This is a genomic window from Sphaerisporangium flaviroseum (assembly GCF_039537005.1).
Lineage (GTDB): Bacteria > Actinomycetota > Actinomycetes > Streptosporangiales > Streptosporangiaceae > Sphaerisporangium > Sphaerisporangium flaviroseum.
Map to the genome: position 1 here is coordinate 1 of NZ_BAAAZR010000028.1, position 12891 is coordinate 12891.

At 72.3% G+C, this 12891-nt stretch carries 5 protein-coding genes; 2 read left to right on the top strand and 3 right to left on the bottom strand.

All coding sequences use genetic code 11. The features are described from left to right. On the bottom strand, nt 1-7128 hold a 7128-nt coding region (locus ABD810_RS28085), incomplete at its 3' end, for a type I polyketide synthase (RefSeq protein WP_344946897.1). Between the two features lie 454 nt (nt 7129-7582). Between ABD810_RS28085 and ABD810_RS28090 the strand changes: the two genes are divergently transcribed. Both ABD810_RS28090 and ABD810_RS28095 read left to right on the top strand, forming a co-directional pair. Next, the gene (locus ABD810_RS28090; protein ID WP_344946900.1) at nt 7583-8572 is read left to right on the top strand and encodes a hypothetical protein; all 990 of its coding nucleotides are present in this window, start codon (nt 7583-7585) and stop codon (nt 8570-8572) included. Nucleotides 8573-8606: 34 nt separating this feature from the next. Then, nucleotides 8607-9986, top strand: a complete 1380-nt coding sequence (locus ABD810_RS28095; protein WP_344946903.1) for a condensation domain-containing protein — start codon at nt 8607-8609, stop codon at nt 9984-9986. 86 nt (nt 9987-10072) lie between these two features. On the opposite strand, the gene ABD810_RS28100 is transcribed toward ABD810_RS28095, so the two are convergent. Both ABD810_RS28100 and ABD810_RS28105 read right to left on the bottom strand, forming a co-directional pair. After that, nucleotides 10073-11296: a pyridoxal-dependent decarboxylase, exosortase A system-associated gene (locus ABD810_RS28100; RefSeq protein WP_344946906.1), complete on the bottom strand. Its 1224-nt coding sequence runs from the start codon at nt 11294-11296 to the stop codon at nt 10073-10075. Beyond that, complete coding sequence (locus ABD810_RS28105) at nt 11293-12876, bottom strand: acyl-CoA ligase (AMP-forming), exosortase A system-associated (RefSeq protein WP_344946909.1); 1584 nt, start codon at nt 12874-12876, stop codon at nt 11293-11295. Before ABD810_RS28105 ends, ABD810_RS28100 begins: the two co-directional genes overlap by 4 nt. Nucleotides 12877-12891: the final 15 nt, after the last annotated feature.

The window sequence follows — 12891 nt, forward strand, 5'->3', positions numbered from 1 at the left end:
CGGCACCAGCACCACACCACCACGCACCACCAACTGCGACTCACCCGACACCACCGCCGACCCCACCGAACCCCACCCGCAAAAACCCTCCTCCACATCCAGCAGCACAAAACGCCCCGGATGCTCCGACTGCGCCGACCGCACCAGCCCCCACACCGGCCCGCCGACCAGCGACCGCCGCGTGCCGCCCACCGGGTCGAGGACGCCCCTGGTCACGAACACCAGGCGGCTGTTGGCGAACCGCTCGTCGCCCACCCAGCCCTGGACCAGGTCGAGCATCTGGTACATGCCGTCGCGCACCGCGTACGGCACGTCGTCGTCATCGGCTTCGGGCAGGTAGGGGACCAGGACGGTGTCGGGCACCTCGCCCGCGGTCATCTCGGCCAGCGAGGCGAGGTCGTAGTAGCGCGGAGCGTTGAGGCCGGCCCTCTCCAGCGCGGCACCGATCTCGTCGGCGAAGCCGTCGTATCCGACCACGGCCCACCGCCGGGCGGACTCGGTGCCGGACGTCGTGAGGTCGATCCAGTCGACGGTGTACGAGGCGGCGTCGGAGGCGGCGTGCGAGGCGCCTCTGTGCCGGGGAATCCGGCGCAACGTCAGCTCCTCGACGTCCGCGACCAGGTTCCCGGCGCCATCGTAGATCATCAGCGACACCCGGTTGTCACCGCGGGACGCGATCCGCACCCGCAGGGTGCCGGCGCCGACGGCTCGCACGCTCACCCCGCTCCAGGCGAACGGCAGCAGCAGCGAGACGGCGTCCTGCGGGACCGCGGTGGAGTCCAGCACCAGCAGGTGCAGCGCCGCGTCCAGCAGCGCGGGATGGATCGTGTACCGCCCGGCGTCCCCGCGGACCTCCTCCGGCAGCGCCACCTCGACGTACGCGTCGTCGCCCGCGCGCCACGCTGCCCGCAGTCCCTGGAACGCGGGTCCGTACTGGTAGCCCCGGTCGGCGAGGCGCTCGTACGCCTCCACGAGGTCGACCGCGACGGCGTTCGCCGGCGGCCAAGCGGCGAGCCGCTCGCCTGCCGCCTCGGAGGCCTTGGCGAGCACGCCGGTGGCGTGACGTGTCCAGGCCGCCTCCTCGTCGCCCGCCGGGCGGGCGTACACGGTGAGGCCGCGGCGGCCTTCGTCGTCGGCTCCCCCGACCACCAGTTGCACCTGGACCGCCCAGGCGTCGGGCAGCGGCAGGGGGGCCTCCAGCGTCAGGTCCTCGACCTCCTCGCAGCCGGCGGTGGCGGCGGCCTCCAGGGCGAGCTCGACGAAGGCGGTGCCGGGCAGCAGCCCTCCGCCGTCGACCACGTGGTCGGAGAGCCACGGCGTCGTGCCGCGCGTCAGCCGCCCGGTGAGCAGGAAGCCGTCGTCTCCGGCCAGCGGTACGACCGCGCCGAGCAGCGGGTGCCGGGAGCCGGCCATGCCCCTGGCGGCGACGTCCACGGTGCCCGTGCCGCCGTCGATCCAGTACCTGCGGTGGTCGAAGGGGTAGGTGGGAAGATCGACATGGCGGCGGGGCGCCGGACCGAGCGCGGCGGGCCAGTCGATCTCGGCCCCGAGCACGTACGCCTGGGCCAGCGACGTCAGGAAGCGGCCCCAGCCGCCCTCGCCGCGGCGGAGCGTCCCGGTCGCGTCGCCGGGCGCACCCGCGCTCTGCAGGGTGTCCTGGACGTGCCCGGTCAGGACGGGGTGCGGGCTCGCCTCGATGAACAGCGGAGTGCCGTACTGCTCGAACGCCCTGACGGCCTGCTCGAACCGCACCGGATTGCGCAGGCTGTCGTACCAGTACTCGGCGTTCAGGTCGCCGGGCTCGACGAACGCGCCGGCCAGCGACGAGCAGAAGGCGACATCGGTGGCGCGCGAGGTCACCCCCTCCAGGGTGGCCAGCAGCTCCTCACGCAGCGGCTCGACGTGCGGGGTGTGCGAGGCGTAGTCGAGCGCGATCCTGCGGACCCGCACCCCGTCCCCGCAGCTCGCGGTGAACTCCTCCAGGGCCTCCAGATCACCGGCGACCACCGTGCTCGCGGGCGAGTTGTGCACCGCCACCCACAGCCGGTCCTGCCATGGCGCGATCCGCTCCCTCGCCAGGCCGGCGGGCAGCGAGACCGCCAGCATGCCCCCGGCACCCTCGATCTTCGTCAGCGCCCGGCTGCGCAGCACCACGACCTTGGCCGCGTCCTCGAGGGTCAGCGCCCCCGCCACACACGCCGCGGCCATCTCCCCCTGCGAGTGCCCCACCACCGCCGCCGGAGCCACCCCCAGCGAACGCCACAACCCCGCCAGCGACACCATCACCGCGAACAACACCGGCTGGATCACATCCGACCCCGCCAACCCCGGCGCACCACCCACACCCCGCAACACCTCCACCACCGACCAACCCGTGAACCGCCCCACCGCCTCATCACACCGCCGCATCTCCCCCCGGAACACCTCACTGGAATCCAGCAACTCCACCGCCATCCCCGCCCACTGCGACCCCTGACCCGGGAACACGAACACCGGCCGCACGTCGGTCCCCGCCACCCCGCGGACGGTGCCGGCGTGCGCAGAGCCGTCGGCGAGCGCGGCCAGCCCCGCGAGGAGCTCCTCGCGATCGCCGGCGATCACCACCGCGCGGTGCGGGAAACGGGCCCGCCGTGACAGCACCTGAGCCGCCGCGGCCAGGTCGTCCACCGGTGCGGTGGCCGCGTACTGGCCGAGCCTGTCGGCCTGGGCGCGCAGGGAGGCCGCGGTCTTGGCCGACAGCACCCACACGAGGCGGTCGCCCTCGGTGACCGGCTCGGCCGGCTCGGCCTCGGGCGCCCGCTCCACGATGAGGTGCGCGTTCGTTCCGCTGATGCCGAAGCTCGACACCGCGGCGCGCAGCGGCCGGTCCTCCGGCAGTTCCACGGGCTCGGTGAGCAGCCGTACCGCGCCACCGCTCCAGTCGACGTGCGGCGTCGGCTCGTCGGCATGCAGCGTGGGAGGCAACATCCGATGCTCCAGCGCCTTCACCATCTTGATCACGCCGCCGACGCCTGCGGCGGCCTGGGTGTGACCGATGTTCGATTTGAGCGAGCCGAGCCAGACGGGACGGTCCCCGTCACGGTCCTCGCCGTACGCGGCGATGAGCGACTCCGCCTCGATCGGGTCGCCGAGCCTGGTACCGGTGCCGTGCGCCTCCACCGCGTCGACGTCGCGGGCGGTGAGCCGCGCGTCGGCCAGCGCCTGCCTGATCACGTCCTGCTGGGCCTGGCCACTCGGCGCGGTGAGCCCGTTGCTGGCGCCGTCCTGGTTGACCGCGCCGCCGCGGATCACGGCGAGTACGGGGTGCCCGTGACGGCGTGCGTCGGACCAGCGCTCCAGCAGCAGCATTCCCGCGCCCTCGCCCCAGCCCGTACCGTCCGCCGCGGCGGAGAACGCCTTGCAGCGGCCGTCTGCGGCCAGACCGCTCTGGCGGCTGAACTCGACGAACAGTCCAGGGCTGGACATGACGGTCGCGCCACCGGCCAGCGCCAGCGAGCACTCCCCGCGCCGCAGCGCCTGCATGGCGAGGACGATGGCGACCAGCGACGAGGAGCACGCGGTGTCGACGGTGATCGCGGGTCCACGAAGGCCCAGCGCGTACGCGATGCGCCCGGAGGCGACGCTGAGCGCGGTGCCGGTCAGCAGGTGCCCGTCGGCCACCCCGGCGGACTGGTGCAGCCGGGGCCCGTAGTCGGACGCCATGGCCCCCACGAAGACTCCGGTGGCGGAGCCGCGCAGCTCGGCGGGGTCGAGACCGGCGCGCTCGACGGTCTCCCAGCCGATCTCCATCAGCAGCCGCTGCTGGGGGTCCATGGCGGCCGCCTCGCGGGGGCTGATGCCGAAGAACGCGGCGTCGAACTGGTCCGCGTCGTGCAGGAAGCCGCCGTACCGGGTGTCGCTGGTGCCGGAGCGGTCCGGTCCGGTGGCGAACAGCGCGTCGAGGTCCCAGCCGCGGTTGGGAGGGAACTCCGAGATCGCGTCGGTCCGGGTGCTGACCAGCCGCCACAGGTCCTCCGGCGACGCCACGCCGCCGGGGTAGCGACACGCCATGGCGACCACCACGATCGGGTCGCCGTCGTCCCCGGAGCGCACCTCGGCGACGGCTTCGGCGTGCCCCTCGTTGAGCAGCGTGTGCAGGTGGTCGATGAGCCGGTCAGGAGTGGGGTGGTCGAACACCAGGCCGGTCGGCAGCCGCAGCCCGGTCGCGGTACGCAGCCGCTTGCGCAGGTCCTCGGCGGCCGCCGACTCGAAGCCGAGGTCCTTGAACGTCCTGGTCGGCTCGATGCTCCGGATGTCCTGGTGCCCGAGCAGCCCGGCGGCGGTGCTCAGCACCAGCTCACGCAGCTCGCGCCGGGAGGTGCCGGCCGGTACGCCCGGCGTGGACGGGGCCGGGTCGTGCCCGGCCCCCGGCGTCGGGCGGTCCTGCCGCCGCGCGTCATCGAGCGAGGAGGGCCAGTGCCGTTCCCGCTGGAAGGGGTAGGTCGGAAGGTCGATCACCCGTGCCCCCGGCACCTCGCACGGCCCGGTCCAGTCCACGGGGGCGCCGAAGGTGTAGGCCTCGGCGAGCGCTCGCAGGAACCGGCCCGGCCCGCCGTCGCCGCGGCGCAGGGTGCCGGCGACCGCCGCCTCACGCTCGGCCTCCTCGATCGTCTCCTCGACGGCGCCCGAGAGCACGGGGTGCGGGCTGCATTCGATGAACAGGCCGCAGTGGCGGTCGAGCGCCCGGCGGGTGGCCTGGGCGAAGCGGACCGGCTGCCGCAGGCTGCGGTACCAGTAGCCGGCGTCGAGCTCCGCGGTGTCCATGGGCTCGCCGGTGAGCGTGGAGATGAACAGCGTCTCGGTGCTCACGGGGCGGATGGACGCCAGCGACTGGATCACCTCGTCGCGGATGTCCTCCACTTCGGCGGAGTGCGAGGCGTAGTCGACCGGAATGAGCTTCGTGCGGTACCCGGAGGCGGAGAGCCGCCGCCCCAGGCCGGAGAGGGCTTCGTACCGCCCGGAGACGACCACGGACCGGGGCCCGTTGACCGCGGCCACACCCGCGTCCCCCGCCAGGGGGCCGACGGCCGACTCGACGACGTCGAGCGGAGCGGCGACCGACATCATGCCGCCACGGCCGGTGATGCCGGCGATGGCGCGGCTGCGCAGCGCCACGACCCTGGCGGCGTCCGTCAGGGACAGCGCTCCGGCGACGGTGGCCGCGGCGATCTCCCCCTGGGAGTGCCCGATGACCAGGTCCGGCTCGACACCGTGCGCCCGCCACAGGGCGGCGAGCGACACCATGACGGCCCACAGCGCCGGCTGGACCACGTCGACGCGGTCGAGGCCGGGCGCACCGGGCGTTCCGCGCAGCACCTCCGGCAGCGAGTAGCCGGTGAACGGTTCGAGGGCCTCGGCGCAGGAGGCGATCCGCTCCGCGAACGCCGGGGAACCGTCGAGCAGGTCGCGTGCCATCTCCGGCCACTGCGATCCCTGCCCGGGGAAGACGAACGCGGTGGCGCCGGCCGTCACCGACCCGGTGACCACCGACTCGTCGAGACGCCCGCCGGCGAGCGCCTCCAGCCCCGCCAGACGGGTGGCCCGGTCGCCGCCGAGGATCACCGCGCGGTGCTCGAAGCGGGCCCGGGTGCGCACCAGGGTCAGCGCCACGTCCGCGTGCTCCACCGCCGGGTCCTCCCCGACGCGGGCGCGCAGCCGCTGGGCCTGGGCCCGTAGCGCCTCGGAGGAACGTGCGGACAGCACCCATGGCGCGTCCGCGCTCGCCGGTACGGATCGGGCGACCGGCTCCTCGGAGGGCGCCTCGCCGAGTACCAGATGGCAGTTGGTGCCGCCCATCCCGAAGGAGCTGACGCCCGCGACCAGGGGGCGTCCGGGCTCGGGCCACGGACCGGCAGAACGTACGACCTCCAGGCCGAGCTCGTGCAGCGGGATCCCCGGGTTGGGGGTCTCGAAGTTCAGGCTCGGCGGCAGCTCGCGGTGCTTGAGGCTCAGCGCCACCTTCAGCAGCCCCGCGATGCCCGCGGCGCCTTCGAGGTGGCCGATGTTGGTCTTCACCGAACCCACCAGCAGCGGCGAGCCGTCCGGACGCCCGCCGCCGTGGGCGGCGCCCAGCGCCGCCGCCTCGATCGGGTCGCCCACCTTCGTGCCGGTGCCGTGCAGCTCGACGTACTGGACCTCGGAGGGGTCGACTCCGGCGCGCTCACGGGCCAGCGTGATGACCTCCTGCTGGGCGCGGCGGCTCGGCACCGTCAGGCCGTCGCCGCCGCCGTCGTTGTTGACGGCGCCTCCCAGGATCACGCAGTGGACGGCGTCCCCGTCGGCGAGCGCCGCGGACAGCGGCTTCAGGACGACGAGCGCGCCGCCCTCGCCGCGTACGTAGCCGTTGGCCCGGCTGTCGAAGACGTAGCAGCGGCCGTCCGGGGACAGCGCCCCGAAGCTGCCGATGGCGGCGGTGGTCTCCGCCAGGAGGTTGAGGTTCACCCCTCCGGCGAGTGCCAGCCGGGTCTCGCCACGGCGCAGGCTCTCGCAGGCCATCTGCACGGCCACCAGCGACGACGACTGCCCCGCGTCCAGGGTGAGGCTCGGTCCGCGCAGCCCCAGGAAGTACGAGACCCGGTTGGCGATCATGGCGCGGTTCGCGCCGGCGTAGGTGTGCCGGTCCAGCGCCCCGGCGCCGAGCCGGTCCCGCAGGGCGGCGTAGTCGTTGGAGATGGCTCCCAGGAACACGCCGGCGGCCGTCCCGCGCAGTTCGGCGGGCGCCACCCGGGCGTTCTCCAGGGCCTCCCAGGAGAGCTCCAGCATCAGCCGCTGCTGCGGGTCCATCGAGGCGGCCTCGTTCGGCGAGATCCCGAAGAACGCGGCGTCGAAGCGGTCCACATCCTGGATGAAGCCGCCGCGTCGGTACTCGATGCCGGTGGAGTGCGGCCACCGGCCCTCCGGCACCGTGGTCACCGCGTCGACTCCGTCGCGCAGCAGGTGCCAGAACCGCTCCGGATCCGCGGCCTCGGGCAGCCGGCAGGACATCCCCACGACGGCGACCGGCTCGGCGACCGATGGATCAGGACGGGCGTCCAACCGGCCGGCCCCGTCCGCCGTCGCGCCGTTCAGTTGAATCGACTCACCAACCATCAAGGCGCCACCTCAAGCCTCGGGCATCACCAACCTGACACCGCCGGTTTCCATAAAGAACCGTGCAGGAATGACGGACGGTGGTGTGTTTACGACTATTCGCTCGATACTGTGACCCTAATGGCAGCCTGCGCTCCTGGGCCACGGTCGCGTGCTGGCACATTGTTGCCGGTAGTTAGTTGCCATCGCCTTCACGCGGTAACCGCCTTGACGTGGGCGTACGCACTGAAGATGCTGTCTGTGGAAGAGACCTCACGCTCGAATCGAGGTCCGGCTCCAAGTGGCCGATAAGGCCATGCGTTACCGAGCGGCAATCAGCACGCCCGCCTAAAGGCACCGCCGTCGCGTCCCATATCCCCGGCCCAGGATGAACACCCCGCGGGGATTATTCATTCGGTGGCCGGCGCGATCTGTAATGGACGGCAGGACCACCCCTTTAGGAGAGGGGCCTCGTATGAGCGTTCTCCAGAGTCCGATTGATTCAGCGTTACGTGCGCACCGGCCGTTGCTGGCCGCGGCCGTCACCTCAGGACTGGTCGGCATCGTCGCGCTCGCCGGCCTGCTCGTGGACGACCGGGTGCTCACCGGCGCGCCGATCTGGCTCAAGCCGTTCAAGTTCGCGGTCTCCGTCGCCGTCTACGCGGCGACGCTCGCCTGGATGCTGACCTACCTGCGGCGCGGACGCCGCTGGGGCCGGCGGCTCGCCACCGTGAGCGCGGTCATGATCGTCGGGGAACTCGCCCTGATCACGGCGCAGGTGTTCCTCGGCCGGATGAGCCACTTCAACGTGCAGACCTCGTGGGACGCGCTCGTATGGAACATCATGACCGCGATGATCGCGATCCTCTGGCTCGCCAACGTGGTCCTCGCCGTCCTTCTGGGCACGCAGCGGCTCGACGATCCCGCGCTGGCGTCGGCGCTGCGGCTCGGCATGGTCGTCGCCCTGGCCGGGATGGCCATCGCCTTCTTCATGACGGCCTCCACGCCGGGGATCGAAGCGATGCGGAGCGTCGAAGACGGCATCGCCGGCGCCCACAGCGTCGGAGTGCCCGATGGCGGGCCGGGCCTGCCCATCGTCGGATGGAGCACCTCCGGGGGTGACCTCCGGGTGGCACACTTCCTGGGAATCCACGCGTTGCAGGCGATCCCGCTGTTCGCCGTCGCGCTCACGGCGCTGGCGGCCCGGACGCCCTGGTTGCGCTCCGAGTGGGTGCGGGTCCAGCTGATCCGGACGGCCGCCGGCACGTACGCGGGCGTCGTGGCGGTGACCACGTGGCAGGCGCTCCGGGGGCAGCCGCTGACCCGCCCTGACGCGGCGACCCTCGTCACCCTGGTGACGCTTTTCGAGGTGGCGGCCGGCGCCGCGGTGATGGTGCTGTGGATGGGGCGGCGTGAGGTGGAGAGCAGGGCCGCCGCGCTCACCGAGAACGCGGCGAAGGCCTGAAGGCCCAGCCGATCCGAGCTCCCGAGGAGACCGCATGCCCGTTGACGCCCCTCTCAGTTACGGCCAGCTGTTCAGCTGGCGAGAGATCGAGAGGTACCCGCAGGACTGGATGCGGGACGCCAACCTTCCGACGGCCTGGGATCTGCGAGGTGCCCCGCCGGACCGGGTGGTACCGGCGCTGAACCGGCTCGTCGAGATCCACGAGCCGCTGCGGAGCACCTACCACCTGCGGGACGGGGACCCGGTGCAGCGGCTCGACTCGGCGACGTCGCTGCCGGTCGAGCACATCGACCGCCCGGTCACCGACCGCGGCGATCCGGAGCGTGCCAAGGAGAAGCTGGCCGCCGTCCCGTTCCCGATGACCGGTGACAGGAACTGGCGCGGCGTCCTGGTCACCGACGACGGCGCCCCGAAGTACCTCGCGCTGTCGTTCTCCCACCTGATCTTGGATGTGTGGTCGATCCATCATCTCCAGGACCACTTCCGCGCCTTGCTGGCCGACCCGGACGCCACCATGCGGCTCGGTCCCACGCCCCGGGAGCTCGCGTACCAGCAGCGGGGGGAGTCCTGGCGCGACCGGCAGCAGGCCTCAGAACGGTACTGGCGGCGTGTCCTCACCGACGGCCTGATGGACGGGCCGCCGACATTGCCGGCGCGCGTGAAGCGCAACCGGATCGAGGCGACGCTGCACTCGCGCCGGTTGGGCGGGGTCGCGGCGGAGGCCGGCAGGCGGCTCGGCGTCACCGCGCCCGCCGTGATCATGGCTCTGATCGCCGCCGGGCTGGCGAGGCACACCGGCACCGACCGCGTGACGATGAGCCTGATGGCCTCGAACCGGTTCGCCCCGGAGCACCAGCACGTCATCGGCACGATGAACCAGCTCATCCCGGTGGTCGCCAACGTCGACCAGGGGGCCACGCTGGGCGAGCACATCAAGCACCTGCACTGGGTGAGCGCCCGGGCGTACCGGTACTCCTGCTACGACTTCGACCGCGTGGCGGCCCTGGCCGCCGATATCACGGCGCAGACCGGCCGGAGCCCGGACCACGACTGCTGGATCAACCATCTGTTCCGGTGCTGGTTCAACTACATCCAGCAGGACCGCGTGCCGTCCGACCCCACCGACCAGACTCCGGCCGAGCTGGTCTGGACTCCGGTCGCCCAGCAGTACGGGCAGCCCTTCCGGGTGCGGGTGTCGGTCCACGGCGGGCGCACCAGCGTCATGATGCTGGCCGATCCGGACGTCATCCCGGCCGAGGCACTGACCGACATCCTGCGCGTCATCGCCCACGGCACCCAACTGGCCGCGACCACCCCAGAGACCAGCCTCAAGGACCTCTGGAACACCCGCTCAGAGACCCTGCCCCCGTCCCTGTTCCCCCGCGACATCCCCACGCTGCCGCACCAGCCGTAGCCCAGAGCGAAAGCCCATGGCAACAGAAGGCGGGGCGACGCCCGCCAAGGGCGCAGGCTCGCGCGGGAGCCTGCGCTGTGGGTGCTTCAGATGAGTACTTCTGCTGGAGGCGGGTGGCTGAGGAAGGCGGTGGGGCTGGCGGTGAGGCCGTAGGCGCCGGCCTGGAACAGCACGATCAGGTCGCCGACCCCGGGGCTGGGGAGCGCGACGTCGTCCCCGAGCAGGTCGAGCGGGGTGCACAGGCAGCCGACGACGCTCACCGTCTCATCGGGAAGGTCGTCCACACGGTTCGCCACCGCGATCGGATAGTTGCGGCGGATCACCTGGCCGAAGTTGCCCGACGCCGCGAGTTGGTGGTGCAGTCCCCCGTCCACGACGACGAACACCTTGCCGCGCGACTCCTTCCTGTCCACCACGCGGGTGAGGTACACCCCGGCCTCGCCGACCAGGTAACGGCCGAGCTCGACGACGATCCTGGCCTCGGGCAGGCCGGGGCGGATCAGTTCGTCCATCAGGTCCGCGAGGTTCGCCCCGACCCGGTCGAGGTCGAGCGGCCGGTCCCGGTGGAAGTACGGGATGCCGAACCCGCCGCCGAGGTTGAGGTACCGCACCGGGCCCGGCGCCGCATCCGCCAGCCGCAGAACGAGCTCGGCGATTCCGCGCTGCGCCTCGCAGATGTTGTCGGCGCGCAGGTTCTGGGAACCGGCGAACACGTGGAAGCCCTGGAAGTCGAAGTCCGCGCCGGCGAGGCTCGCGAGCGCGTCGGGGACCCGCTCGGAGTCGATGCCGAACTGCTGCGGGCCACCCCCCAGCCGCATCCCGGAGCCGCGCATCGTGAAGTCGGGGTTGACCCGCAGCGCGACCCGCGCCGCGATGCCGAGGTCCGCGCTCACCCTCTTGACCCGCGCGATCTCGAGCTCGGACTCCAGCTCGATGGTGACCCCGGCGGCCACCGCCTGCGACAGGTCCTCCACCGTCTTGCCCGGCCCGGCGAAGCCGACCCGGTGGGCGGGCGTCGGGGTGTCGAGCGCGTGCCGCATCTCCAGGGCGGAGGCCACGTCGAACCCGTCGACCAGGCCGCTCATGTGCTGGATCAGGGCCGGCATCGGGTTGGCCTTCACCGCGTAGCTCAGGTGGACGTCGCCGGGCAGCGCCGCGCGCACCGCCGCGACCCGCCGGTTGATCAGCTCACGGTCGTAGACGAAGAACGGTGTGCCGCCCACGCGGGCGGCGAGCCTCTCGACGGGGATGCCGCCCACGGTGAGCTGGCCCTCGTGCCTTCCGTATCCGCCGGCGGGAAGGCCCATCATCCTGGCACCATCCGGCGCAGCGCGTTGCGGTCGAACTTGCCGTTGCCCGACCGGGGTAGCCGGGAGCACACCATCACCTGCCGCGGGATCATGTATCGCGGCAGGTCGCGCTCCAGCGTCCTCAGCAGCGTGCCGGGGTCGCACGGTTCGCCGTCGCGGCCGGTGACGGCCAGCACCACCTGCTGCCCGAGGTTCTCGTCGGGGACGCCGAAGGCCACCGCTTCGGACACCAGACCGGTGGAGTACACCGCCTCCTCGATCTCCGTGGGGCTCAATCGGTATCCCGAGGTCTTGATCATGTCGTCGGTGCGTCCGACGAAGTATAAGAAGCCCTCTTCGTCCCGGTAGGCGATGTCGCCGGACCAGACCGCCCTCTCGGACGGCGGCCCGCCGCCGCCCGGGGGGAACGGCCGGAACCGTTCGGCGGTGCGTTCAGGGTCGTTCCAGTAGCCGAGCGCCACAAGCGCACCACGATGCACGATCTCGCCCTCCTCGCCGGGGTCGCAGACCGAGCCGTCCGGCCGCACCACCAGGACCTCCGCGTCCGGTATCGCCTTCCCGATCGAGTCGGGCCGCCGATCGACCTGCGCCGGGTCGAGGTAGGTGGAGCGGAACGCCTCGGTCAGCCCGTACATCAGGTACGGCTCGGCCTGCGGAAAGGTCTTCCGCAGGCGGTCCAGAGTGGCCTTCGGCATGCGCCCGCCGGTGTTCGCGAAGTACCGCAGGCGCCGGGTGGCCTCGTCGGGCCACCTCTGCGCCGCGAGCTGCGACCACAGGGGGGGCACGCACGTCAGGCCGGTGACGCCGTGCCGGGCGCACAGGCGGACCACCTCGCCGGGCACCAGGTAGTTCACCAGGACGACGTGCGCACCGGCGACGAAGGACGTCGTCAGCTGGCTGAACCCGGTGTCGAAGCTCAGGGGCAGGACCGCGAGCACCACGTCGTCGCGCGTGTGCCCGAGGTAGCCCGCGACGCTCCGCGCGCCCGCGAGCAGGTTGCGATGGGACAACACGACGCCCTTCGGCCATCCCGTGCTGCCCGAGGTGTAGAGGATCGTGGCGATGTCGGGCTCGACCAGCTCGTCGTCGTCATCGTCATCGTCACGGACCGGCGCCGCCGCCGGCGCGCGGAGCCGTGACCAGGCGGTGGCCCGCCATCGGCCGGAAGCCGGCCACGGGCCGTCGCGCGGCGGCTCACCGACCAGCACGAGGTGGCGCAGCGACTCGGCCGCCTCCAACCGGGCGTGCAGCGTGCGGAGACGCTCCCAGGTGGTGATCACCGCACGGGCCTCGCAGTCGCTGACGACGTAACCTACCTGCTGCGGTTTGAACAGGGGATTGACCGGGACGAACACCCCACCGGCCGAGGACACGGCGAGCATCGCGACGACGGTCTCGATCCGCTTCTCGAGGTACACGACGACCCGCTCACCACGGCGGAGCCCCATGCGGCGCAGGCCGGCCGCCGTCTCGGCGACGCGATCGGACAACTCGCCGTAGCTGAGGGTCTCGTCCTTGAAGGTCACCGCCGGTCGGGCGGGGTCACCGCACCGGAGCAGGTCATCGACTCGAGTCGGCATCCGCGATCCTCACAC

Coding starts and splice junctions, on each gene's coding strand:
- ABD810_RS28095 (WP_344946903.1), top strand. CDS start 8,607: ATGCCCGTTGACGCCCCTCTCAGTTACGGCCAGCTGTTCAGCTGGCGA.
- ABD810_RS28100 (WP_344946906.1), bottom strand. CDS start 11,296: ATGATGGGCCTTCCCGCCGGCGGATACGGAAGGCACGAGGGCCAGCTC.
- ABD810_RS28105 (WP_344946909.1), bottom strand. CDS start 12,876: ATGCCGACTCGAGTCGATGACCTGCTCCGGTGCGGTGACCCCGCCCGA.
- ABD810_RS28090 (WP_344946900.1), top strand. CDS start 7,583: ATGAGCGTTCTCCAGAGTCCGATTGATTCAGCGTTACGTGCGCACCGG.